Consider the following 26,866-nt stretch of genomic DNA (forward strand, 5'->3'; position numbering starts at 1 on the left):
TGACTATTTTAAAAACTTTGTTGATTTAAAAATTTTTTTAATAAAGATTAGTAGTTTTTAGAGTTTTTTCTTAAAAATTCTTTGATTTTTATTTAAAAATAGTGAAATTTAATAAAGGGTTGGAGCAAAGTTTTTATAATGATAAAACAAAAAACAATTGCTTCAAATAGTATTTTAGATGTTGAACAATATATTTTGCGATTTTTATGATGATTTTGTTCTTTCAGATTCTCATTTTGTAAGATTATTTAATTCTTCTTGTGAAGTTTTTAAATCATTTGATTTAATTTTTAAAAAGGATATTTCTTATTTTAGGATGATTATGTCATATGTCCTTTTTTATGGTACTTGGCATGTTTAATTTCTGACTATATTTTGGAAGTTTGGAATGATCTTTGTAAAATCTTTTAAAAAGTTCTTTAGGATTAGTATTTTCTCATTTAAACGATTGAAAATTGATTATTTGTTGATGAAAACATCTTAGAGTTTGATTTAGGTTATTGCTTGGCTTTATTATATATTTGTATGTGGAGTGGGACACAATGGAAAATGTATAAAAGCTTTATTTATCATTTAAAAGATAGAAATTTGAAAGAACAACTAATAAAATTGAAATATGCTTTTTAAGAAACTATGCCTAAATCAAGAAAAAGAACTTTTAAGACTATTCATGGTGTTTTAAAGAGAATTTATCCCAGAGATTTGATTTGGAATGAAAATCGAAAACTTAATCAAGTTCATCAACAAAGTTTTTGAAAGAGCCTATAGTTATAATAAACAAAACTTTTTATACTAAGTCAAACCTATCTATATTTATATGGATAATTTAATATAAAAATTAATTATGTTATTTTAAAATTATCTAAGATTATATTAAACTATTTAATTAATTATAAAATCAAGGAGATTGTTATGGCAGAAATTAATCAACCTATGTATATATTACGTGATGATACTGAAAGATTTCAAGGTAATCAAGCTTTAAGAATGAATATTCTCGCAAGTCAAATATTAGCAAGTATTGTAAGAACTACTCTTGGTCCAAAAGGAATGGATAAGATGTTAGTAGACAAAATGGGTGATGTGGTTGTAACTAATGATGGTGCAACTATTTTACAAGAGATGGATATAACCCACCCTGCTGCTAAAATGCTTGTAGAAATTGCAAGAAAACAGGAACATGTTGTTGGAGATGGAACTACAACTGTAGTGATTATTGCTGGTGAATTACTTAAAAAGGCTCAAGAATTATATGAAGATGGAACTGCAATACCTACTATTCTTATGGGTTATAGATTAGCAGTTGCTAAAGCTTTAGACATTCTATTCAATATTTCTACTGATGCAAGAGATAAAGATACTTTATTTGGAATTGCAAAAACTGCAATGACTGGTAAAGGTTCAGATTATGCTAAAGATGAATTAGCAGAATTACTTGTTCAAGCTGTAATGAAAGTTGAAGCAGGTGAAGAAGTGGATAAAAAACTTATTAAAATCCACAGAATTAATGGTGGTAGTGTAGAAGACTCTGAAATTGTTGATGGTATATTTATTGACCAAGGTAGGGCAAGAGATTCAATGCCTAAAGAAATACATGATGCAAAAATAGCTTTAATGAAATATCCATTAGAATTAAAAGATTTGGATAATGCTAAAGTGGATTTAACAGATTCTCTACAAATGCAAGCTTTCTTAGATAGTGAACAAGAAACTCTTAAAGATATTGCAGATAAAATTATTGATTCTGGTTGTAATGTACTGTTCTGTCAAAAAGGTATTGATGATGTTGTACAGCATCATTTATCTAAAGCAGGTATTATGGCTTTTAAAAGAGTTAAAAACACTGATGTAAAAAGAATCATGAAAGCAACTGGTGCTGAATTAATTACTAATATTGAAGATTTAACAGCTGAAGTTTTAGGTAAAGCAGGTTACATACATGAAGAAAAAGTATTTGACCAAATTTTAACCTTTATTGAAGAATGTGAAGATCCTAAAGCAAGTTCTATTTTAATCCGTGGAAGTACAAGACATATTTCCTCTGAGATTGAAAGAGCTATGGAAGATGCATTAGGTGTAGTGGCAGCTACTGTTGAAGATGGAAAAGTTGTATTCGGAGGAGGAGCTCCTGAAATTGAAATTGCAAGACAATTAAGAGCTTATGCTAATTCAATTAGTGGAAGAGAACAATTAGCAGTTATTGCCTTTGCTGAAAGCTTAGAGATTGTACCAAGAACCTTATCTGAAAATGCAGGTTTAAACACTATTGATTTACTTGTAGAACTTAGAGCTTCTCATGAAGATAATATTAACATGGGATTAGATGTTTTTGAAGGTAAAATAGTTGATATGAAGGAATTTGGTGTTATTGAGCCTCAAAGAGTTAAAAAACAAGCTATTCAAGCAGCTCAAGAAGCTTGTGAAATGATTTTACGTATCGATGATTTAGTTGCAGCAGCTGGTGCACTTCAAAAAGTAGATGAAGATGAAAACCTAGATCATAGTGGAATGCCTCCAGCACCTGGTATGGGTGGAATGGGAGCTATGGGTGGAATGCCTCCTATGATGTAGCCAAGCTTTTTGAGGCGTCGCCTCAAAAACCTTGATTAAAACTTTTATCAATGGTTGGGACTAATTAGTCTTAATTACTTTTATTTTTTTAGTCTTTTATTTATTATTTTTCTTTATTTTTCTCTTTTTGCTTTAAATACTTGTTTTTTAGAAATTAATTAATTTAAAGTTCTTATTTTTCTTTTATTGGTTTTTAAATGATTATTTTTTTAAATTAATGGATTATCTAAAATTATTTTAAAAATAATATGATAACTCTCTTTTATATCAGATATGTTTAATAGTTTGTAATTCTTTTTTAAGTTAAATAAAGCTAATTATTTTATTTTCAATATATTTAAGTTAAAATATGTAGAATTTTATTAAAATAACTATTTTTAACTATTATTTCATTATTTAAAGACTTTATCAGTATTTTTTAATTTTTTTAAATATACTTCTTTATTTTATCTTTTTAATAATTTATTTTTCTTTATAGCAATAATATATAATAAATCATATCTTGTTCATGAAATAAACTATAATAAGTTTTTAGTTTATGGTATAAATCCTAAAAAAGTGCTATTTTTAATTGATTTTTTTCAGTAAGATTTATATAATTGAAAGTTGAAATAAAATATTATTCTAATTTGGATTTTTTGTTTTTAAAGCAAAATTTTCAAGTTAAGAAAAGTTTAGAATAATCTTTATTCTTTACTTGTGAAAGTTAAATAATAAACATTAATCAATGGAAAAATAGATTGTTTTCATAGTTATTAAAAATTAATGTGAAAATTATACTTTTAAAAATATAATTTTAGGATTATTCTAAAGTGTGAGGTGAAATGATTACAATTAAGAATCTCACATTACTTTTAGCAGTTCTATTTATGGGATTTTGTTTAATCTCTTCAGTTTCTGCTATGGATAATGATTCAAGTTCTTTAACTGGTTCAAATGATTTATCCGGCTCTAGTGTTTCTAGCAGTTCTAATGGTGGTGTTGCTAGTGTTTCTAGCAGTTCTAATAATGGTCTTGCTAGTGATTCTAATTTAAATAATTTAGAATCTAATGATATTAGTTCAAGTAATGTAAATTCGGAAAATGAAGTTTTAAGTACTGATAATACGGCAGAAGATTCTAATTTGAAGCATGATTTAAATAACAAGAATTCAGGTTCTGATTTGGAAGATAGTTTAAACAATAAGAATTCTAAAAATATCTTATCTTCATCATCAGATTCAAGTAATTCTCCTTTACAAGCTAAAGCTAAAACAAAAACTACTCTTAAAGGAAGTTCAAATTCTCTTTATAAAGGTAATTATTATACAATTTCATTAAAAGATAGCAATGGTAAAGCTTTAAGTGGTCAAAAGCTTAGTTTCAATATTGGTGGTAAAACTTATACTTTAACAACAGACTCTAAGGGTTCTTCTTATCTTCAAATTAATTTAAAGGAAGGTAAATACTCTATGCTTTGCTCTTATGCAGGATCTGATCTTTATAGTTCTTCAAGTTTATCCCTAACTTTATCAGTTTTGAAAAACCCTAATGCATTTACTGTTAAAGAAATTGAAACTGCTGCTGGAAATGTTAAAAAATATGTTTTAAAGAATAAAAGATTACCTAATACTGTGAAAGTAGGTTCTAAAACTCTTAAAATATCTGAGTTTTCTTATCTTTCATCAAAAGCAATAGCTAATCTCAATTCAAACAATAAAAAAGATATTATTCTTTTATCCGGTATTTCTAATGGTAAATCTCCTTCTACTTCATTGAAAACCACTGTTTATAAAGCTCAATATCTCGATTTGGCAAATAATGTAGTTTCTTATATTAGCTCTAAAAAAGTAGCTCCTAGTGAAAGTGTAGTTAAAGATGCATCAAAAAAATCAGTAGGTAAAGCAAACTTTAATTTATACACATTTGCCTTTGCAAGAATTTTAGATTTCCATAAATCTAAAAATTACTTACCTAAGTATTGTACTTTTGAAAGCTCTGTATTTAAACAGTCAGCTAGTTTAAAATCCACAACTATCAAAGGAAGTTCTAATACTCTTACAAAAGGTAGTTATTATAAAATTACATTAAGTGATAGCAGTGGCAAAGTTTTATCTGGTAAAAAGGTTAGTTTCAATATTGGTGGTAAAACTTATAGTTTAACTACAGATTCTAAGGGTTCTTCTTATCTTCAAATTAATTTAAAAGAAGGTAAATACGCTATGCTTTGCTCTTATGCAGGATCTAAAGTTTATAAACCTTCTAAAAATTCTGTAACTTTAACTGTTTTGAAAAACCCTAATGCTTTCACTGTTAAAGAAATTGAAACTGCTGCTGGAAATGTTAAAAAATATGTTTTAAAGAATAAAAGATTACCTAATACTGTGAAAGTAGGTTCTAAAACTCTTAAAATATCTGAGTTTTCTTATCTTTCATCAAAAGCAATAGTTAATCTCAATTCTAATAATAAAAAAGATATTGTTCTTTTAAGTGGTATTTCTAATGGTAAATCTTCTTCTGCTTCATTGAAATCTAATATTTATAAAGCTCAATATGTAGATTTAGCAAAAAGATCATATTCTAATATTGAATCTAAAAAGGTACCTTCATCTTATATCTCTATAAAATATAGTTCAAATAAAGTAGCTAATGTGAATTTTAATTTATACACATTTGCTTTTTCAAAAGTTTTAGATTTCCATAAATCTAAAAATTATTTACCTAAATCTTGTACTTTTGAAAGTTCTGTATTTGGTGTTGGTACAAAAAAAGCTACATCTATTAAAACTAGCTCAAACAGTATTAATAAAGGAGATGCTTATTCAGTAACATTAGTTGATAATAAGGGTAAAGGTTTAGCTAATCAAAAAATAACTTTTACAATATCTGGCAAATCTTATGGAAAAACTACTAACTCTAATGGAGTTGCTTCTATAAATATTAATTTAAATGAAGGTAAATATTCTGTAGTTTCTTCATTTGGTGGTTCATCAACTTATAAAGCATCAAAATTCTCTAATACTATAACTATTAAAAGCAATAATAGATTTTCAATAAGTGAAATTGAATCAGCAGCTACTAGTGTAAAAACTTATGTAAACTCTAATAAGGTATTACCTAGTACTGTTACAGTAGCAAATAAAAAATTAAGCATTTCACAATTCTCTTATCTAATGGCTAAAGCTGTCTATAATATTAATGCTGGTAACGCAAATTATATTACTCTTCCAACTAGTATGTCTAATTGTAATTCTTTAGGGGATAATATAGACACTACAGTTTATAAAGCTCAATATATTGATTTGACAAAAAGAGTGGTATCATTTGAGGAATCTAATAAGGCTCCACCTGTTTACGCTAAGGTTTATAGTAGTTCCGGTTCATCAATAGGTAATGTAGGATTTAATTTATACACTTATGCTTTTTCAAAAGTTTTAGATTTCCATAAGACTAAAAAGTATTTGCCTAAATATTGTACCTTTGAAAGTTCTGTATTTAAAGATTCTGCAGCTCCTATAGGAAATCTCTCAAATAAAATCAACTATAACTCTAGTCAATTTAAAAATGGTTTAAATGAGAAAAATACAGAATCAGACCTTAGTAAATATTTAGTTGGAACTGGCCAATCAGCTATCACAAGTTCTATTAAGGATTTAGCAACTAAATTAACTAAAGGTTTAACAAGTACTGATGCAAAGGCTCAGGCTATCTATAATTATGTTAGAGATGAGATCGATTACAGTTATTATGCTAACTCTAAATATGGTGCTTCCGGTACCTTAAGTAAAGGCAGTGGTAACTGTGTAGATCAAGCAAGCTTAGTTGTAGCATTATGTAGGGCATCTGGTATTCATGCAAGGTATGCTCATGCAAAGGGTTGTACATTTTCAAGTGGTTTAGTTACTGGACATGTATGGGCTCAGGTTCTTGTAAATGGTGTTTGGTATTCTGCTGATGCAACAAGTGTGAGAAATGGTTTAGGTAATATTGTAAATTGGAATACTAGATCTTATAGTAATCTGAATAAATATGCTGCTGTACCATTTTAGATTTATATTTCAAATATTGGGTATAAATTATTAACCTATTAAAGTATTTAAAATGGATAATAAGAGGTTTTCCTCTTATTCAATCTTTATTTTTTATTTTTATTATAATTTTTTTATCTATTTTTTCTATTTTTTCTATTTTTTTCTATTTTTTCTGTTTTCTTCTATTTTTTCAACTTTTATTTTAATTTCTTTTATGACTTTATTATGTTATTAAGATTTTTTTATTTATTTTTCATGAATTAACTTACATTAATCTTTTATATTATAAAATATTAAAATATATATGAACGATATTAATTTACATTTTTTAAAATAATATTAAAATTATTTTTTATAATATATTTTTAATTATATTTTTTGGTTGGTGTAAAAATTAAGTATAAATTTATCTTTTCATTATTATTGCTAATATTTATATTATCTGTTTCTGCAGTTTCAGCAGAATTTATAGATAATGATAATTCATCTAATCTTCAGGATAATGATGAATTTTCTGATTTAAGTGATAATATAAATAATTTAGATAATATGGGGGCTGTTGAATCTGATTATTTAATGAGTGGTTCTGGTGAACTAATTGGAAATACTAATGATAAGGGTAATTCTAATGAATTAATTGGAAATACTAATGAAGATAATAGTTTTAATGAAAATATTGTTTATGAGGGTAACAATAATATTAGTAATGATGGTATTGATGATGGTAGTGATGGAACTGATGATATTAACAATGATACTAATGAGACAGAAAACACTACTTTAAAAAATACTACTTTAACAATCATTTCTCAAGATAACTGGAAAATATATGGTGAAAAGGATTACATTGTTAAATTATTAGATGAAGAAAATAATCCTGTTGTTAATGCATTTATTAAATTTAAAATAAAAACTCCTAAAGGGACTTATATAGATAATTATGGCTTAACTAATGAAGAAGGTATAGCTATTTTAACTTTGAATTTGAATTTAAGAGGTATTCATAATATTCAAGTATCTTATGATGGAGATTCAGATTATAATCCTGCAGAATCTGTTGATTCTAATGTGCTTTTTTATGAAAAAACTAGTATAAAAACTCCTGTAAAATATGCTTATAGGTCTTGTAATTTTATAATTAAACTTGTTTCTTCTAAAGGGGTTCTTTTATCAAATAAAAAAGTAGTGATATATGTAGATGGTGTTAAGTATACAAGAACTACCGATTCAAAAGGTCAAGTTTATATTGAAATGCCTTCTTATAAGAAATCAATTAAATTAAATTGTACTTTCAGCTCTTCAGATTATTATGAAAGTTCTACATTATATATGGTTTTACCTGTTTATAAGAAAACTTATACAAAGGCTCTTGTTTACACTATTCTTAAAGGAAAATACTTTAAGATTTTATTAAATGGTAGTGATGGTAAAATTCTAAAGAAGGAAAAAGTCAAATTTACTATTAATGGAAAAACATATACAAAAACAACTAATGATAAAGGAATAGCTTATTTGAAAGTTAGTTTAAATAGAAGTGTATACAAGGTATATTTTTCTTATGATAACAATGGTATCTATGGCCCATCAACTAATTCTTCAAATTTAGAGATTATTGATCCTTCAGGTCAATTTAAAAAAGGTTTAAATCGAAACACTAAATTTTCAGTTGGCAAATATTTATCTGGTGGAGGACGTGCTACCATAACAAAATCTATTAGAAAGTTATCTAAAAAAATTACAAGTAAATATTCTACTAAATTAGAAAAGGCAACAGCTATTTTTAATTATGTTAGAGATAATTTAGGATATAGTTATTATGCAAATTCTAGAAAAGGAGCTGCTAAAACACTTAAGACTAAAAAAGGTAATTGTTGTGATCATTCTAATTTAATTGTAGCACTTTGTAGAGCATCTAATATTCCAGCTAGATACTCTCATGCAAGAGGTTGTAAATTTAAATCTGGAATTGTTACTGGACATGTATGGGCTCAAATATATGTTGGTGGAAGATGGTATTCTGCTGATGCAACAAGTTATAGAAATAGCTTAGGACATATTAAAAATTGGAATACAAAGTCTTATCATAGTTACCACTCATATAGAAAAATTCCTTTCTAACAACCAAAGTTTTAAAAAGTTTGATTAAAATTTTTTCCAGGCTTTTGTGGTAAAAGTTTGATAAAAAATAGTTCTAACTATTTTTTTTAATTTATTTTTCTTTTATTTACCCATTTGAACTTTTATTTTTCTTATTTTTTTTATTTTTTTAATTTATTTTTTATTAATTTTTTATACTTTTTAAAATTTTAGGTTATCCAAAACTTTATATACTTTCTTTTTAAAATATTACTATATAGAATTATATAATATATTGCTGTTTTATAATATAATTAAATAATTTTTAATCTTTAAAATGGATTAATAAGTATTGTAAAATTATATAATAAAGAAAATTTTCTTTAAATTAATTATATTAAAAAAATTAGGATTTAATTTATTAAAATTAAATCTATGAATAAATTTTAAATAATTTGGAGGTTCTACATGGCTAAGGAAATAAGTGAGAATATTGAAGAGTATTTAGAAACTCTTTATAAGTTTGGAACTAAAGATTCATATCTGTCTACTACAACTTTGTCTAAAGAGTTAGGTATTGCGCCAGGTAGTGTAACTCAAATGCTTAAAAAACTTGAAGATATTGGTTATATTGATTATATTCCATATAAAGGAGCTTCTTTAACTGAAAAAGGTAGTAAAATAGCTCAAAAAATTACGCGTAAACATAGAATTCTTGAAAGGTTCTTAAAAGATGTTTTGAAAATTAAGGATGAAAATCTTCATGTTCAAGCTTGTGAAATGGAGCATTCCTTATCTGATGAGGCAGAAAGAGCTATTTGTCACATGTTAGAACATCCAGATACTTGTCCTGATGACCATTTAATTCCTGCATGTGACTTTGATTTTGCAAATTGTGATGATTGTATAAATGATCATAGTGACATTGAAGATATTGCTGTTAGAGATTTTAATTTATTATCTATTTCCCAACTTTCACCTAACGACGAAGGTGAAGTTTTATTCATACGTGGCGGTGATGCATCTTTATCTGATGCTATGAGTATTGGAATAAGTATAGGATCTAAAATTAGAGTATCTAATTCTGAAAGTTCTAATTATAAGATTTACATAGAAGGTTCCTTAATTGAAATTTCAAGAGATTTAGCAAATAATATTTTTATTAAAACATATTAATCATTAGATTAATTGTTTTTTATTTTTAAATTTTATTATATTCATTTTAAAACTTAATATTAAAACTAATTCCGTTTATGGAACTATTTTTTTTATTATATTCATTTTAAAACTTAATATTAAAATTAATTCCTTTATGGAACTATTTTTTTTTATTATATTCATTTTAAAACTTAATATTAAAATTAATTCCTTTATGGAACTATTTTTTTATTTTTTAATTTTAACTTTAATTTTATTATTTACAGATTTTTATTTAGGTGTTTTAATGCGTGGAGATTTATGTGAAGGTATTGTAACTATTAATATTGAGAAAGGCAGTCAAAGAGCGGTTTCTCTTAATCAGAAAAGTCAATTTGGTAAATTATCCCAAGACTCTTTAGAACTTTCTATAATTGAAGCTTGTTATTTAATGGAAAGTGGACGTTTAGATATTTATGAAAATAATGAGAAATGTGAAATATCTTATATTATTAATTTAATTAAAGACCAAGATATTTATGGAAAATATTTAGTTTATAAAGATTTAAAAAATAGAGGATATATTATAAAAACTGGTTTTAAATACGGTTCTGAATTTAGGCTTTATGAAAGAGGTACAGGTTCTGGCCATGCACATTCTGACTTTTTGGTAAAAGTATTATATGAAACAAGTGAAGTAAATGTTTTAGACTTTGCAAGTTATGTAAGGGTATCTCATGGTGTAAATAAGAGATTATTACTTGCAGTAGTAGATGATGATTTAGATGTCACCTATTATAATATAGAATGGACACGTCCATAACCAAGCTTTCAAGCTTTTTAGTTCTTCCTAGAATCAAAACTTAATTAATCTTAAACTATCTTTTTTATAGTTTTTATGATTTTTTTAGTTATTTTTATAAATTTTTAGGTTTTTAAATTTTTCATTGTTTTTATGATTTTTTTAGTTATTTTTATAAATTTTTAGGTTTTTAAATTTTGTATTGTTTTTATGATTTTTTTAGTTATTTTTATAAACTTGTAAATCATATTTAATTAATAACATTATTAAAATATTTATTTAGCTTTTTTGATTAAAAATTAAAATAATTTTAATTCAAAATATATATGATTATTTCGATAGTTAGCATTTAAATCATATTAATTATTATTCAATTATTTAATTCAAACAAAGATATTATATTCAAGGTGATTTTTTGATTAATCCATGGGCATCATCTTCAGTAGATTATGATAAATTAGTTAATCAATTCGGCATAAAAGACTTTTCAGAATTAGTGGGGCAAATTGAAGACCCTGCAAGATTGATGAGAAGAGGGGTAATTTTTGGACATAGAGATTTTGATAAAATAGTACCTTTAATCAATGGCAAAAAAGACTTTACGGTTATGACTGGTATGATGCCAAGTGGTCAGATGCATATCGGGCATAAAATGGTTATCGATCAACTTAAATGGTATTTTAAAAAAGGAGCTTCTTTATCTTTATCAATTGCAGATATGGAATCATATGCTGCAAGAGGAATTAGCTTTGAAAAGGCAAAAGAAATTGCAATCAAAGAATATTTAGTTAATTATATAGCTTTAGGACTTGACTTAACTGATGATAAAGTAAATGTTTATCTTCAGTCTCAAAATAAAACATTAAATGATTTAACATTTAAATTATCAAAAAGAGTTAATTTTAATAATATGCATGCTATTTATGGTTTTAATGAAAGTACTAATATTGCACATTTATATGTTCCTTTAGTACAAGTAGCTGATATTTTACTCCCACAAACTGAAGAATATGGTGGATTAAAACAAGTAGTTGTTCCTGTAGGTGTAGACCAAGATCCTCACCTTAGATTAACTAGAGATATTGCAACTAAAATGAATGAGGAGTATGGATTTTTAGCTCCTGCATCTACTTATCATAGATTTTTAACTGGGCTTACTGGAGATAAAATGTCTAGTAGTAAACCTAATACAGCTATTTACTTAAATGAAACTCCTAAACAAGCGGAGAAAAAAGTTAAATCTTCTAAAACAGGAGGAAGAGAAACTCTTGATGAACAAAAAGAGTTAGGAGGATGTCCTGATAAATGTGTTATTTATGAAATGCTTGTTTATCATTTAGTAGATGATGATAGTGAAATTGAAAAGATTCGTGAAGAATGTATGGATGGAACTTTAATGTGTGGACATTGTAAAGTTCATACAGCAGAATTAATGAAGGATTTCTTTGAAGATTTAAAAGTAAAACAAGAAGAATCTTTAGAGATTGCAGAATCTTTGCTTGATTAATTTAATTATTAGATTTTTAGTGCTTAATTTTTTTATATTCAATTGATTGATTATTTATGGATATACTATATATATATGGATGATTTTATGGTAAATATTAAATATTGTTTAGAGATAGTTAAAGATGAAACTAAATTGGCATTTTCAAATAATAAAACTCTTTTATTTATTTCAATTTTATTATTTGTAATTCCTCTTCTTATAGGATATTTTTATTCAGATACAATTAGTTCCTATATTAAACCTATTGTAGATGCATTTGAACAACAAGTAAATGATGGTACAGTGACTTTAACTACTCATTCTTTATTTGTTAATAATGTAACTGTAGCTATTATTTTATATGCTCTTGCAGCTCTTGGAGGAGTCTTAGGTGCAATTATTTTAGCAAATAATGGTTTATTTATAGGTTATTATGGTGCAGATTTTAATATATATGTATATTTAGCTTTAACTTTACCTCATGGTATTTTTGAAATTCCAGCTATTATAATTGCTACAACTGGAGGTTTTGTTTTACTTTCATTTTTACTTCATTTTATATGGAATCTAATATCTCCTGATTATTCTTATTTAGATGTTTTTGATCCACATTTTTCTAATGTTGAGATAACAATCAAAGAAAGATTTTTACAATCATTTAAAAAGAATCAGAGTAAATTAAAGGAATCTTTTATTTTTTTTTGTTTATCTGTTATTTTTTTGATTATTGCTGCATTTATTGAGGCTAATATAACTTTACCTCTTGCAAGTTGGTTATTTTCAATTTTTGGTTTAAGTTTAGTATAATTCAAACTTTAAAAAAAGCTTAATCCAAAGATTTGTGATAAAAGTTTGTTTAAACTTTTTCATAAAAAACATATTCTCTTTTTTTATTTTTTATTTTTCTTGAATTCCTTTTCACTTTATATTGTATTTAGCTTTTAAAATTTTTAAATTAATTTATATTAAATTTAAAGGATTTAAATTCTTTAAATTTACTTTTATCTTGAAATATAACTTAAATGTTTAAAAATATGAAATTTTAAGCGATATTTTACTAAAAAATGAGGATAGATATTTGTTAATCTATTAAAAAAATATCTATTTCTATTAAAAAAATATCTATTTCTATTAAAAAAATATCTATTTCTATTAAAAAAATATCTATTTCTATTAAAAAATATCTATTTCTATTAAAAAAATATCTATTTTCAAATCTTATTTTTTGGGTCATTTATTGGAATTAGATTTTTTTGGATTTTTTCATTGGAACTATTCTTGGATTAATCTATTGAAATAATAATCAAATACTCTAAAAGTGGATTCAGCAAAAACAAAATTTATTAGATTAATATTTTTTAAACAAAATTTATTAGATTAACTCATTAAAAAAAGAATCACATTTTAGTAAATATCTTTAAAGGATTTAAAAAAAGTTTTTATAAATAATATTATGATTTTTATTATAAATGATTCATATATTATATCAATATTTAATTCAATCGTTAAACATAACTATATTTTAGTTTAATATTATTTATATTTTTTTCTATTATTCGAGGTCGTTAATTATTTATAGATTGTTGTATAGAATTATTATTAATTACCTATACATATTTATGGATTTAATTTCATTTAATTAAATAAATTGATAAATCGGAGGGAATAAAATGACTAAGGATTTAAGTAAAGTTGCAATAGTGTTTCTATTTTTAATATTTTTATCTATTTCTGCTGTCTCAGCACAAGAGAATACAAACTCTGAAGTAGGTTTAAATGATAATGCTGCAATTTTAGAAGTTGAAGAAAAAGATAATAAAGGCAATGTTGGAATTAGTGAGGATAATGCTGCAATTTTAGAAGTTGAAGAAAAAGATAATAAAGGCAATGTTGGAATTAGTGAGGATAATAGGGCAATTTTAGAAGTTGAAGAAAAAGAGGATACTATTGGTGTTGATTCTAATGAAGAAATTTTAGGAAATGGTAATCCTGGATCATTCAAGGATTTGCAAAAATTAATTAACAATGCAAAGCCTGGTGATACAATAACCTTGAATAAGGACTATGTTTACAAAAAAGGTGATTCTAGAATACTAATTAATAAAGCATTAACTATAAATGGGAAAAATCATAAAATCGACGGAAAATCATCAACTGGAATATTCAATATTACTGGATCAAATGTTAAATTAAAAGGAATAAAATTCATTAATGCAAATCCATATGAACCTGTTTATGGTGATGGTTGGGAAGCTGATGATTCTTTTGGAGGGGCTATTTTATGGATAGGCCATAATGGATATGTAGACAGTTGCAAATTCATTAATAATCGTGCTGTTTATGGTAGTGCTATTTCTTGGCAAGGTAACAATGGTATATTATATAATAGTTTATTCGAGCGAAATTTTGATAGTGAAGCTATTCGTTGGTCTGGTAATAACGGTAAATTATTGGAAAATACTTTTCAAAATAATTATAATAAATATCATCTTATCTCCATTGATGGTAATAATTACGACATATTTTATAATACATTAAAGTTTAATACATTTATCAATAATAATATTGGCAGTGAAATGATTGCATCTGACGGTGGTGATCCAAAAATAACAATAAATAATTGTCTTTTTATTGATAATAGTATTGCTAATTTAGAATATGGTTTTTTTATGATTGACGATGATGATGATATAAATGAATCTACATTTTACATATATCGTGATATAAATAATCCTGATGTTAAAGTACCTAATTTATTTTATAATCGTGATAAAAATTATGCTGTTGATTACTATGAAAATGGTAAGAAAATTGCTAGTGGTAAATTACATGATGGTATAGTATTTAAAAATTTAAATATTAATTCTCATTTGATTACAATGAAATATACCAATAGCAAAGGTAAAGTTATAACTCATTATTTACAGATATATACTAAAGGAACATATTTAAATGCAAATAATATTGTAATGTTTAAAAATGATGGAACTCAGTATATTTTAAGAGTAACAAACTATAATGGTGTTCCATTAGCTAATAAGCGTGTTGCAATATCTATTTTTAGGAATGGTGAATTTAGTGGCTATTATTATAAAACCACTGATGCAAAGGGTTATATTAAATTACCTATTAAGAAAAAAGCAGGTAATTATAATATTTTTGCTAGTTGTATGGAAGGATCTTCATGGGAAGGAGTTAATATACCGATATCCATTAAAACCACTTTAAAAATTTTAAAATCTCCAATAACTCAAAATAAAGACTTAAAAATATTTTACTTAGGAGGAACTTTTAAAGTAAAAATAATAAAACTTGATGGAAAACCGGTTGGTGCTGGAAAAGTAGTTAAATTCACAATAGCTGGAAAAACATACACTAAAAAGACAAATAAAAATGGATGGGTTTATCTTAAAATCAAACTAAAACCAAAAAAATACACTATAACCACCCAATATGGCAAATTTAAAGCAAAAAACGAAATAGTTGTCAAACCACTATTAATTGCAAATAATATTGTTAAGAAAAAAGCAGGCATAATTAAATTTAAAGTAAAACTTGTAAACTCAAAAGGAAAACCACAAGCTAAAATGAGAATAAGAGTTAAAATCAAAGGAAAAATCTATAAAATCAAAACCAATAAAAATGGAATCGCAACACTAAAAATCAAAAATCTAAAAAAAGGCAAATACAATATTTACACTCGATATGGTGTATCAAAAATAAAAAATACAATAAGAATTAAATAAAAAAGATAAAGGGGAAACCCTCATCTTTTTTCTTATTTTTTTAAAAAACAGCTTTAAAATTAAACAAAATCTAAAGCTTAATAATAATCTAGACCATTTTTTAATTTTTTTTAATAATAATTTTTAATATTTTAGTTCTAATTTTTAAATATAAGTTTTTATACTATAATGATTATAATTATATGATGTATATTAATTATAATCTAATTTTTATTAATTTTATAATTAATTTAGAAACTATACTTAATGTTTTTTAAATTAAAAAATTTCTTAAAAGTATTTTAAACTATTTAAAATTATTATTTCATCAAAATTTTTTTAATGTGATAAAATGATTAGATGTGTGTCTTGTGGAGAAGAATACGAAGATGAAGAAGTTATCTACAATTGTAAAAAATGTGGGTCTGTCTTAGAAGTGGAAGTGGAAGTTGATGTTCCTAAAACTACTTTTGATGGCAGAAGGGATAACTTATGGAAATATAAAGAATGTTTACCTGTTGATGCAAGTAAAAGGGTTTCATTAGATGAAGGTGGAACTCCCTTTTGTAAATGTGATAAACTAGCTAAAGAACTTGGAATTGATCTTTATGTTAAGGTAGAAGGATCTAATCCTACTGGTAGCTTTAAAGATAGGGGAATGACTATTGGTATGACTAAGGCTATGATGCTTGGGGTGGATACTGTAGGTTGTGCCTCTACTGGAAATACCTCTGCTTCCCTTGCTGCATATGCTGCAAGAGCAGGATTAAGATGTGCAGTATTTTTACCAGCAGGTAAAGTAGCTCTTGGTAAATTAGCACAAGCTATGTTCCATGGTGCAGAAGTATTCTCTATTAATGGTAATTTTGATGAAGCTTTAGAAGCTATGACTCAACTTGCTCGTGAAAAACACTTATATTTATTAAATTCAATTAACCCATTTAGATTAGAAGGACAAAAAACTATTGGTTATGAAATTGTTCATGATTTAGGATGGGAAGCTCCAGATAGAATTATCTTACCTGTAGGTAATGCAGGAAATATTTCAGCTATTTGGAAAGGTGTAAGTGAATTTCATCGTGCTGGATTTATTGATGATTTACCAATGATGACTGGTATTCAAGCTGAAGGAGCTTGTCCTATTGCAAATGCATTTAGAGATAAAACTATGGATATGACTCCTGTAGAAAATCCAGAAACTATTGCTACTGCAATCCGTATTGGTGCTCCTGTAAGTTATATTAAAGCATTAAGAGCTATTTATGATTCTAATGGTTTAGCTGAAACTGTTAGTGATGAAGAAATTCTCGATGCTCAAAAATTACTTGCAAGAACTGAAGGTATTGGTGTTGAACCAGCATCTGCAGCTTCTATTGCAGGACTTAAAAAATTAGTAGAACAAGGAGATATTGATAAAGGAGAAAGAGTTGTTTGTGTTGTAACTGGACACTTACTTAAAGATCCCAATACTGCAATTGATGCATGTGTTGATCCTGTCCAAGTAGATGCCGATATAGATAAAATTAAGGAGATTTTACTTAATAAATAGGTAATTTTTCATTATTATTTATTTTTTTAATCTTTTTATATTTCTTATTTTTCTATTTTTTAATCTTTTTATATTTCTTATTTTTCTATTTTTTTAATCTTTTTATATTTCTTATTTTTCTATTTTTTTAATCTTTTTATATTTCTTATTTTTCTATTTTTTTAATTTTTTTATATTTCTTATTTTTCTATTTTTTAATTTTTTTATATTTCTTATTTTTCTATTTTTTTAATCTTTTTATATTTCTTATTTTTCTATTTTTTAATTTTTTTTTTAATCTCTTTAAATTTTTTATATTTCTTATTTTTCTAATTCTTTTTAAATTTTTCTTTTATTTTTTAATTTTTATTAAGTTTTTTTATTATTTCTCAATTTGCTATAAGATTTTTATATGGAATTTAGATTTTTTTTATATTTTTTGTTAAGATTTGATTTGAAAAATTATTTATATTTTTTATAAATTATTATTAGTATAGTGTAAATAATATTAAATTTTAAGCATTTTAATAGATATATTTATATATTAAGAAATATACAATTATTATTATAAAAATTTGAGGTGTTAAATATGGAATTACCAATCGCTCCTATCGGAAGAATATTAAAAAATGCTGGTGCTGAAAGAGTAGCTGATGCAGCTAAAGAAGAATTAGCTGAAGCAATTGAAGAATACGGAAACGATATTGCTCAAAAAGCAGTTAACTTTGCACGCCACGCTGGTAGGAAAACTGTAAAAGCTGAAGACATTAAATTAGCAATTAAATAAGATTGCTGTTTAATTTTTTCTTGTTGAGATTTAGATTTAAGTAATTTTTTACTTTTATCTTTTTCTTAATAAACTTTTAGATACATTATTTTTTTATTTTTCAATTGTTTTCTAGTTATTTTTTTAATTGTTTTTCTTTTTTATTTAATTTAATCAATCATTGATTTCTTATTTTTGAGCTATTTTTCTAACAACATTTATATACTATAATTAACATATTTTATTAATGTCTAGTTCTCTAGAATTTATTTCATTAATACTAAATTGAGAAATTTTATATTATTAGCTAATTTTACTTAAACTAATAATATTCATTGAAAATATTAAACTGAAATAAATAATCTTTTTAAAATTTATTTTAGGCTTTATTATTTAGTGATGTGGATATAATATTTAGAGTTATAGATTAAAACTTTAAATCTGTAATTATAATTGAATATTCTAGCTTATTTAAGCAAACTTTTTATAAAATATTTTATTTTTAATAAGTTTTATCTATAATTAATAAATAATTAATTATTTAATTATTAAATTGATTTAATTATTTTAATTATATTTTGTATTTAATTATTTTGCTGATTTTTTTATAGTAATTATTGTCTCAATTAGGCAGTTTTTACTGTTTTAATTATTATAATTGTAAAATTTAAAAAATTATAGATTTACAGTTATAATATTTGCCGATGGATGGCAAAAGCCAGATGAAAAAGGAGGTAAATTATATGGCAAACATTTATGTAAAATTTGATACACCTGAAGAAATCGCTAATAAAGCAGAAGAAGCTTTAGAAGTAGCACAAAATACTGGTAAAGTAGCAAAAGGAACTAATGAAGTAACTAAATTTATCGAAAGAGGAAACGCGGCTTTAGTCGTTATTGCAGAAGATGTCGATCCTGCTGAAATCGTTGCTCATATTCCTGTTCTTGCTGAAGAAAAAGAAATTCCTTACGTATACTTAGCTACCAAAGATAAAGTTGGTGCAGCTGCTGGTTTAAGTGTTGGAACTGCTTCCGCTTGTATTGTAGATACTGGAGATGCTACCGAATTAGTAGCAGAAGTTGTTGAAAAAGTTGCAGAACTTAAAGAATAAGTATTGCGCTGTTTAGAAGATATCTATCTTCAATATAATTAACAGGTGATAGTATGGAAGAAGGAAGTCCAGCTGAAGTTATTGAAGTTCTTCACAGAACTGGTATGACTGGAGAAATTATGCAAGTAAAATGCAGAATTCTCGATGGAAGAGATAAAGGAAGAATCTTAACAAGAAATATCATGGGTCCTGTACGTGAAGGTGATATTTTAATGTTACTTGACACAATCAGAGAAGCTAAGGAGATTAGAACTCCTTAATAACCTAGTTATTAAAGCTTATCTATTAAAAGAAGGTGTTTTAACATGAGAACTTGTTCATTCTGTGGTAAAGAAATAGAAGAAGGTACTGGAAAAATGTATGTAAAAAAGGATGGTTCTATCTATTTCTTCTGTAGTAGTAAATGTGAAAAAAATATGATAAAACTTGGTAGAGTACCAAGGAAAGTTAAATGGGTTAAACAATGATTGAAAGAAGCTTTGTTATGATGAAGCCTGATGCGGTATCTAGACGTTTAATGGGTCAAGTTTTAAGTCGTTTTGAAGATAAAGGTCTCAAAATTGTAGCTATGAAATTAAGACAAATTGACGAAGATTTAGCAAAAGAACATTACGGAGAACACTCTGAAAAACCATTCTTCAATGGTTTAGTTGAATATATCACTTCTGCTCCATCTTTAACTATGGTTATTGAAGGAGATGATGCAATTTCTGTAATTAGAAAAATGGTAGGGGCAACTAATCCTAAAGAAGCAGATATGGGAACTATTAGAGGAGATTTCGGTATGGATACTGGAAGAAACATTATCCATGCATCTGATGCACCTGAATCTGCTAAAAGAGAAATTGCTCTTTTCTTTGATAAAGAAGAAATTTGTGATTATTCTATGTCTGATAACGCTTGGATTTACGAATAGATTTAATATTCGTTGTTTATAATCATTAACTATATTTAGTTTTATTATATTTGAATACTTAATGAGCTATTTAGTTTTATTATATTTGAATACTTAATGAGCTATTTAGTTTTATTATATTTAAAATCAAAATAATATATTGTTTAAATTTATTGAATTATTTAATTGTGGGTGGAGTAAATATGAAGATTAGATCCCCAATTGTATCTGTTTTAGGTCATGTAGATCACGGTAAAACTACATTATTAGATTATGTTAGGGGAAGTACTGTAGCTGATAGAGAAGCTGGTGGTATTACCCAACATATTGGTGCTACTGAAATACCAATAGATACAATAAATAAAATTTGCGGTAATTTTATAGCTAGATTATCAATTAAAGATACAATTCCAGGTTTATTTTTTATAGATACTCCAGGGCATGCAGCATTTACCTCACTTCGTAAACGTGGTGGAGCTTTAGCTGATTTAGCTATTTTAATTGTTGATATTAATGAAGGTTTTAAACCTCAGACTTATGAAGCAATTAATATTTTAAAAATGTATAAAACTCCATTTATCGTTGTAGCTAATAAAATTGATAGAATATTTGGATGGGAGGTTCATGAAGGTGCTTCCTTTATGGAAAGTTTTAAACAACAAGCTCCAGTTGTACAAACTGAATTAGATTTAAAAGTTTATGACCTTGTTGGAAAATTACATGAAGAAGGATTCCAATCTGAAAGATTTGATAGGGTAAATGATTTTTCAAGCCAAATTTCAATTATTCCAATTTGTGCAAAATCTGGTGAAGGTATTGTTGAGTTAATTGCTATGTTACTTGGTTTAGCTCAAGAATATTTAACAGAACAATTAGAAATCCATGAAGATGCTCCTGCAAAGGGGACTGTCTTAGAAGTTAAAGAAGAAACTGGTCTTGGTGTAACTGTTGATAGTATTATCTATGATGGTGTCATTAGCGATGGTGATGAAATAGCTTTAATGGATACAAACAATCTTGTAAAAACTAAAATCAGATCTATTTTAAGGCCTCTACCTCTTGAAGAGATGAGAGATTCTAAAAAGAAATTTAAAAAGGTTGATGAAGTTGTTGCAGCAGCAGGTATTAAAATAACTGCTCCAAATCTTGATGATGTTGTTTCTGGCTCTCCACTTAGAGTATTAAGTGATGAAGAAGATGCAGAAGCAGAATTATTGAAAGAATTGGAAGATATTACTGTTGATACAGATGATGAAGGTTTATTTGTTAAAGCAGATACTTTAGGTTCACTTGAAGCTGTTGTTCATTTACTTAAAGAAATGGATATTCCAATAAGATCTGCAGAAATTGGGGATGTAAGTAAAAGGGATGTAATAGATGCATCTATTGCTAAGGATGAAAATATAGAGCATGGTGTAATCATTGCATTTAATGTAAAAGTACATCCTAAAGCTGAAAATGATTTAAGTAATTCTGGTGTTAAACTATTTGCTGGTGATGTAATCTATCAAATAACCGAAGATTATGAAGCTTGGGTTCAAGAGAGAAAAGAAGCACAGAAAAAGCAATGGCTTGAATCTATTATTAAGCCAGCTAAGCTTATGATTCTTCCAAAATTAATATTTAGGCAAAGTAAACCAGCTATTTGTGGTATTGAAGTTGAAGCAGGAACCGTAAAACAAGGTTACTCTTTAATGAATGCAAATGGTGATTATGTAGGTACTATTGCCAGTATGGAAGATAAAGGTGAAACATTAACTGCTATTTCAAGAGGTCAAAGAGTTGCTATGGCTATTAATGATGCTATAGCTGGTAAAGACTTTGAAGAAGGAGATAGTTTATTTGTAGATATTCCTGAAAAGCACTATAAAATTTTAGAAAGAGAATTTAAAGATAAATTAAATGAAGATGAATTTACTGCTCTTGATGAAATCTTAGAGATTAAACGTATAAAAGATAAAGATTGGGGTAAATTCGGTCTTTTTGAATAATTAACAATATATTTTGGTAGTAAATTTCATATATTTAAGATTATATAATAAATACTAGAGATTAAGGAAGATTAAATTCCTAAAAATAAAAGGAGGAATTTTATTGGTATTTAAAATTGTTGTATCTGAAAAAGAATTAAGTTATCAATTAGAAATTGATGATGCAAAACAATTAAACAGCTTAACTATTGGTGAAGAATTCGATGGTCAAATCGTTGGTTTAGATGGCTACACTTTAAAAATCACTGGAGGCAGTGACAAAAACGGTTTCGCTATGAAAAGAGACGTTGATGGTCCTAGAAGAATTAAAAGTCTTTTAACTGGTGGAGTAGGCTACAAACCTAAAGCTGATGGTGTTAAAAGAAGAAAAACTGTCAGAGGAAATACTATATCTGATGACATTGTTCAAATTAACACTGTTGTTACCAAAGCAGGTAACAAATCTTTATCTGATATCTTTAATCCTAATGAAGAGGAAGCAGAAGAATAATCAGATATTCAAGTGATTAATGAAATTTATAATGGAATTTATTTTCATTATTATTTTTATTTTTCATTAGATATTTAAATTTATATTATATTTTATTATTTTCAAATTTAAAAGTTTAAATCATGTTTATATTAATATTGAATTATAAATATGATTTTAATTTAAAAATAATCATAATTCATAAGTATGATTCAATATTAATTATAAACTTATTTAATTAATATTTATTAATTAATTAAAATTATTTTATTTAAAAAAATTAAAGGTGTAATCTGTGAAAGTACAATCTGATGTTAACATAGGACTTGTGGGCCATGTCGATCACGGAAAAACAACACTTACTAAAGCATTATCTGGTGTATGGACAGATACTCACAGTGAAGAAACAAAAAGAGGTATTTCTATTCGTTTAGGATATGCGGATATTGAATTTAGAAAATGCCCTAAATGTGAAGAACCTTTATGTTACACTACTAAAGATGTTTGTGAACATTGTGGAAGTGAAACTGATGTAATTAGAAAAGTATCATTTGTAGATGCTCCAGGACATGAAACTTTAATGGCTACTATGTTATCTGGTGCAGCAATTATGGATGGTGCTGTTTTAGTAATTGCAGCTAATGAAAAATGTCCACAACCTCAAACTAAAGAGCATTTAATGGCACTTGATGTTATTGGTGTTAAGGATGTAGTTGTAGTTCAAAATAAAGTGGATATTGTTCCTAGGGAAAGAGCTATTGAGAGTTACAATGAAATTAAAGAATTTGTAAAAGGTACTTGTGCAGAAGATGCACCAATTATCCCAGTATCTGCTCAACAGGGAGCTAATATTGATATTCTTATTAAAGCTATTAATGATAATATTGTCACTCCAGAAAAAGAATTGGATAAAGCTGCTAGGATGCATGTAGCTAGGTCATTTGATATTAATAAACCTGGTTCTCACCCTAATAAAATTAAAGGCGGAGTAATCGGAGGAAGTTTAGTTCAAGGCACTCTTAAATTAGGAGATATTATTGAACTTAGACCTGGAATTAATATTAAAGAAAGTAAACAGGACAAATGGATTAGTTTACATTCTGAAATAATTGGTTTAGAAGCTGGTGGAGAATCTGTTGAAGAAGTAGGGCCTGGAGGCCTTATTGGTGTAGCTACTAAATTAGACCCTGCATTAACTAAAGCTGATTCATTATCTGGGTCTGTTGCTGGTGCTGAAGGTACATTACCTGATGTATTACATAGTTTTGATATGAAAACTGAACTTTTAGAACGTGTTGTAGGAACTAAAGAAGAGAAAAAAGTAAATCCAATTAAAATTAAAGAACCTTTAATGATTAACTGTGGTACAACTACCACTATTGGTGTAGTTACTAAAGTTAAGAAAAATGTTAGTGTTACATTAAAATTACCTATCTGTGCAGATAAAGGTGATAGAGTTGCACTATCCCGTAGAGTAGGTGCTCGTTGGAGATTGATTGGATTTGGTATTATTCAATAATTTTATTGGATTTTATTTCAAAAATTGTTTTTTAAAGAATGATTATTAAAAAATAATTATTAAAGAAATACTATTAAAGAATAATTATCAAAGAATAATTATTAAAGAAATACTATTAAAGAATAATTATCAAAGAATAATTATTAAAGAAAGATTATTAAAAATTATTTATTTAAATTATTTAATTTATTTAAAAATATTTAGTTAACTGTGATAAGATGGAATCTAGAGATAAAAGAGAGGTATTTATAGATACTAACTTTTTTATGATTCCTTTTCAATTTAATGTAGATATTCTAGAAGAATTTAAAAGAGTTTTACCTAATTATAGTTTAGTCACTACAAAATTTGTTATTAATGAACTTAAAGGCTTAAAAAATAACAATAAAGGTAAAGTTAGATTAGCTGCAAGTTTAGGCTTAAAAATTGCACAATCTGATGAGATTGAAATTAGGAATATTCCTTTAAATAATGAAGAATCTGTTGATGATGCATTAATTAGAATTTCTAAAGTATTAGCTACAAATGATGCTAATTTAAGGAAAAAAGCTAAGAAAAAAGGAATTACATTAGTTATTTTAAGACAAAAGAAATATCTAGCTGTTGAAGGTTATATAGTTTAACTATTATTTAATAATGGCTTATGAAACATTTATTTATTTAATATTATAATTAACTTTAAATAGTATTTAATAATTATATTTAATTAATTCATAAATTTATTTTAAAAAAAATTTAAATTTCACTTAAAACGAGGGATTATTTTGTATTACATGACAACTATTGAGGGAACTGTAAGAATTCCACCTTACAAATTTGATGAACCTCTTGAAGATGTAGCTATTGAAACTTTAAATGAAGAGTACATTGGTAAGCTTGATAAAAATTTAGGTTTAATGGTTGGTGCTTTTAGTATTGAAGAAATTGGTGAAGGAGTACTTATTATGGGTGATGGTGCTGCTTACCATAATGTTGTATTTAATGCAATTTTCTTTAAACCAGAAGAACAAGAAATTGTTGAAGGTGAAGTTACTGATATTACTGAATTTGGTGCATTTGTTAGAATTGGACCAATGGAAGGTCTCGTACATGTATCTCAAGTAACTGATGATTATATTAACTATGATTCAAGGAATGCATCTCTTTTAGGTAATGAATCTAAAAAGATCTTAACTGAAGGGGATAGTATTAGAGCAAGAATTGTTACTTTAAGTCTTAAAGGTAAAACTATTAATGAATCTAAAATTGGTCTTACAATGAGACAACCTAACTTAGGTAAATTTGAATGGATTCAAGCAGAAAAAAATAAAGCACAATCAAAAAAGCTTATTGCTAAGGTGGAAGAATAATGGTATTAAAAGCTTGTACACATTGTAGTTTATTATCTGAAAAAGAACAATGCCCTGAATGTAAAAACCCTACTTCTTCTAATTGGAGTGGACTTTTAATAGTAACTGATCCTAAAGACTCTAATGTTGCTCGTGAGTTAGGTATTGATAAACCTGGAGAATATGCTTTAAGGGTAAGATAATTCTTTTATTACTTTTTTATTTTCTTTTTTTAATTTCTTGATTTCTTTATTTTAGCTATTTTTTATTTATTAATCTTATTTTTTATTATTTTTACAATTATTTTTAATTTTAACCTTCAATCATTTTAAAATTATACCTATTTTTTAGGCTTTGCTTTAAACTAAAGATATAGGTTTTTTCAAAAACTATAAATAATATATTTTAAATATAGTAATTTAAATATTTTATTAATACATAAATGTTTAGTGATATTAATGTAGTTTAATTAAAATATTTTTATAATATTTGGAGGTCTTAAATGACTGAATTATTTGATTTATTTAAAGAAGCTTTAAAATATCCTACTAACGATTATAAAGCATTACTCATTTTTGGAGTAATTTTCCTTATTGCAAACTTATATTCAGTATTTACTGCTTGGGGTATTGAACTTGATAGTGTAGTAATAGGTTTATTGAGTATTATTTCAATTATTCTTTATTTTGTTACTGAAGGTTATGCTTTAAGTGTTGTAAGGGAATCATTAGACCTTATTGATGAAATTCCAGCTTTTAATATTATTGCAAATTTCGTTGATGGTTTAAAGTTATTTGTTGTACAAATTGCTTATTATATTATTCCAACAATCCTTGTTTTAATTGTCGGATGGCTTTCTGGAACTTTCTATGCATTATTTAATATTGTTGAATATCTAGGTCAAGATTTTACAAGTACAAGTTTAAATACCACTACTATTTCATTTAATGCAGTTCCTCAAGAATATTGGTCTGCTTTAGCTATAGGGCTTGTCATTACTGCAATTTTTGCAATGATCTTATTTATTATTTTTGGATTATTATTAGGAATTGCAGAATGTAGATTAGCTAAATATGACAGTATTGGAGAAGCTTTAAACATTAGGGAAGTTATTGAAGATATTAAAAAAATTGGTATTGGAAGATATATTGGATGGTATATTCTTTTATTTGTTATCACTATGATTATAAGCTTTGTTTTAGGATTTATTAATGCTATTCCATATATTGGTGTATTAATTGGCTTTTTAGTTGGTACTCCATTTATAACTTTATTTGGTTCTAGAGCTTTAGGAGCACTTTATAGTGATGTAGAATAAATAATTATAATATCAAACGGTAATTCAATATTAATATAATTTAATATAATTTAATATAATAAAATATTGAATAATTATTTGATGAATATTTTTATTTCTCTTTTCTTTTTTTTTTTTTTAAATGATTTTA

General features: G+C 25.9%; 23 protein-coding genes. All 23 read left to right on the plus strand.

The features are described 5' to 3' along the window. Nucleotides 1-178: 178 nt before the first annotated feature. The 23 genes from BM020_RS09475 (at nucleotide 179) to BM020_RS08115 (ending at nucleotide 26,736) form a co-directional block, all read left to right on the plus strand. Entirely contained in the window at nucleotides 179-361 is a 183-nt protein-coding gene (locus BM020_RS09475) for a hypothetical protein (protein ID WP_143743981.1), read from the plus strand. 272 nt (nucleotides 362-633) lie between these two features. After that, entirely contained in the window at nucleotides 634-756 is a 123-nt protein-coding gene (locus BM020_RS09920) for a hypothetical protein (RefSeq protein WP_256379532.1), read from the plus strand. A 156-nt stretch (nucleotides 757-912) separates the two neighbouring features. Next, the gene (gene thsA, locus BM020_RS08010) at nucleotides 913-2,571 is read left to right on the plus strand and encodes a thermosome subunit alpha (protein WP_067146896.1); all 1,659 of its coding nucleotides are present in this window, start codon (nucleotides 913-915) and stop codon (nucleotides 2,569-2,571) included. A gap of 824 nt (nucleotides 2,572-3,395) precedes the next feature. Beyond that, complete coding sequence (locus BM020_RS08015; RefSeq protein ID WP_074798817.1) at nucleotides 3,396-6,599, plus strand: transglutaminase-like domain-containing protein; 3,204 nt, start codon at nucleotides 3,396-3,398, stop codon at nucleotides 6,597-6,599. Nucleotides 6,600-6,959: 360 nt separating this feature from the next. Then, nucleotides 6,960-8,699, plus strand: coding sequence for a transglutaminase domain-containing protein (locus BM020_RS08020; protein ID WP_234970541.1), 1,740 nt, complete (start codon nucleotides 6,960-6,962; stop codon nucleotides 8,697-8,699). Between the two features lie 426 nt (nucleotides 8,700-9,125). After that, complete coding sequence (locus BM020_RS08025; protein ID WP_067146893.1) at nucleotides 9,126-9,833, plus strand: metal-dependent transcriptional regulator; 708 nt, start codon at nucleotides 9,126-9,128, stop codon at nucleotides 9,831-9,833. 268 nt (nucleotides 9,834-10,101) lie between these two features. Next, nucleotides 10,102-10,617 carry a tRNA-intron lyase gene (gene endA / locus BM020_RS08030; RefSeq protein WP_074798821.1) on the plus strand — a complete coding sequence of 172 codons (516 nt, stop codon included), beginning with the start codon at nucleotides 10,102-10,104 and terminating at the stop codon, nucleotides 10,615-10,617. 394 nt (nucleotides 10,618-11,011) lie between these two features. Then, nucleotides 11,012-12,103 carry a tryptophan--tRNA ligase gene (locus BM020_RS08035; protein ID WP_067146889.1) on the plus strand — a complete coding sequence of 364 codons (1,092 nt, stop codon included), beginning with the start codon at nucleotides 11,012-11,014 and terminating at the stop codon, nucleotides 12,101-12,103. A gap of 87 nt (nucleotides 12,104-12,190) precedes the next feature. Continuing rightward, a complete protein-coding gene (locus tag BM020_RS08040) occupies nucleotides 12,191-12,892 on the plus strand; it encodes a stage II sporulation protein M (protein ID WP_074798824.1) in 702 nt (233 codons plus the stop codon). Between the two features lie 863 nt (nucleotides 12,893-13,755). Further along, a complete protein-coding gene (locus tag BM020_RS08045) occupies nucleotides 13,756-15,831 on the plus strand; it encodes a right-handed parallel beta-helix repeat-containing protein (protein WP_074798826.1) in 2,076 nt (691 codons plus the stop codon). Nucleotides 15,832-16,162: 331 nt separating this feature from the next. After that, a complete protein-coding gene (gene thrC / locus BM020_RS08050; RefSeq protein WP_074798828.1) occupies nucleotides 16,163-17,359 on the plus strand; it encodes a threonine synthase in 1,197 nt (398 codons plus the stop codon). 568 nt (nucleotides 17,360-17,927) lie between these two features. After that, on the plus strand, nucleotides 17,928-18,125 hold the full coding sequence (locus tag BM020_RS08060) for a histone family protein (protein WP_067146881.1): 198 nt from the start codon (nucleotides 17,928-17,930) through the stop codon (nucleotides 18,123-18,125). 722 nt (nucleotides 18,126-18,847) lie between these two features. Then, entirely contained in the window at nucleotides 18,848-19,216 is a 369-nt protein-coding gene (gene rpl7ae, locus BM020_RS08065) for a 50S ribosomal protein L7Ae (RefSeq protein ID WP_074798830.1), read from the plus strand. Between the two features lie 53 nt (nucleotides 19,217-19,269). Further along, entirely contained in the window at nucleotides 19,270-19,476 is a 207-nt protein-coding gene (locus BM020_RS08070; RefSeq protein WP_067146877.1) for a 30S ribosomal protein S28e, read from the plus strand. A 45-nt stretch (nucleotides 19,477-19,521) separates the two neighbouring features. Then, nucleotides 19,522-19,683, plus strand: a complete 162-nt coding sequence (locus BM020_RS08075) for a 50S ribosomal protein L24e (protein ID WP_067146875.1) — start codon at nucleotides 19,522-19,524, stop codon at nucleotides 19,681-19,683. Continuing rightward, a complete protein-coding gene (ndk, locus tag BM020_RS08080) occupies nucleotides 19,680-20,132 on the plus strand; it encodes a nucleoside-diphosphate kinase (RefSeq protein ID WP_067146873.1) in 453 nt (150 codons plus the stop codon). The genes BM020_RS08075 and ndk overlap by 4 nt, the downstream gene beginning before the upstream one ends. A 182-nt stretch (nucleotides 20,133-20,314) precedes the next feature. After that, nucleotides 20,315-22,102 carry a translation initiation factor IF-2 gene (infB, locus tag BM020_RS08085; RefSeq protein WP_074798832.1) on the plus strand — a complete coding sequence of 596 codons (1,788 nt, stop codon included), beginning with the start codon at nucleotides 20,315-20,317 and terminating at the stop codon, nucleotides 22,100-22,102. Between the two features lie 103 nt (nucleotides 22,103-22,205). After that, the gene (locus tag BM020_RS08090) at nucleotides 22,206-22,592 is read left to right on the plus strand and encodes a 30S ribosomal protein S6e (RefSeq protein ID WP_067146869.1); all 387 of its coding nucleotides are present in this window, start codon (nucleotides 22,206-22,208) and stop codon (nucleotides 22,590-22,592) included. 274 nt (nucleotides 22,593-22,866) lie between these two features. Next, nucleotides 22,867-24,090, plus strand: coding sequence for a translation initiation factor IF-2 subunit gamma (locus BM020_RS08095; RefSeq protein ID WP_067146867.1), 1,224 nt, complete (start codon nucleotides 22,867-22,869; stop codon nucleotides 24,088-24,090). Between the two features lie 218 nt (nucleotides 24,091-24,308). Next, nucleotides 24,309-24,713, plus strand: a complete 405-nt coding sequence (locus tag BM020_RS08100; RefSeq protein ID WP_067146865.1) for a type II toxin-antitoxin system VapC family toxin — start codon at nucleotides 24,309-24,311, stop codon at nucleotides 24,711-24,713. Nucleotides 24,714-24,863: 150 nt separating this feature from the next. Then, nucleotides 24,864-25,439 (plus strand): DNA-directed RNA polymerase, encoded by a 576-nt coding sequence (locus tag BM020_RS08105; protein WP_200781260.1) that lies wholly within the window; start codon nucleotides 24,864-24,866, stop codon nucleotides 25,437-25,439. Further along, on the plus strand, nucleotides 25,439-25,621 hold the full coding sequence (gene spt4 / locus BM020_RS08110; RefSeq protein ID WP_067146861.1) for a transcription elongation factor subunit Spt4: 183 nt from the start codon (nucleotides 25,439-25,441) through the stop codon (nucleotides 25,619-25,621). Before BM020_RS08105 ends, spt4 begins: the two co-directional genes overlap by 1 nt. A 299-nt stretch (nucleotides 25,622-25,920) precedes the next feature. Beyond that, nucleotides 25,921-26,736, plus strand: coding sequence for a DUF4013 domain-containing protein (locus BM020_RS08115; RefSeq protein WP_074798834.1), 816 nt, complete (start codon nucleotides 25,921-25,923; stop codon nucleotides 26,734-26,736). Nucleotides 26,737-26,866 lie beyond the last annotated feature (130 nt).

Source organism: Methanobrevibacter olleyae, from assembly GCF_900114585.1.
Taxonomy (GTDB): domain Archaea; phylum Methanobacteriota; class Methanobacteria; order Methanobacteriales; family Methanobacteriaceae; genus Methanobrevibacter; species Methanobrevibacter olleyae.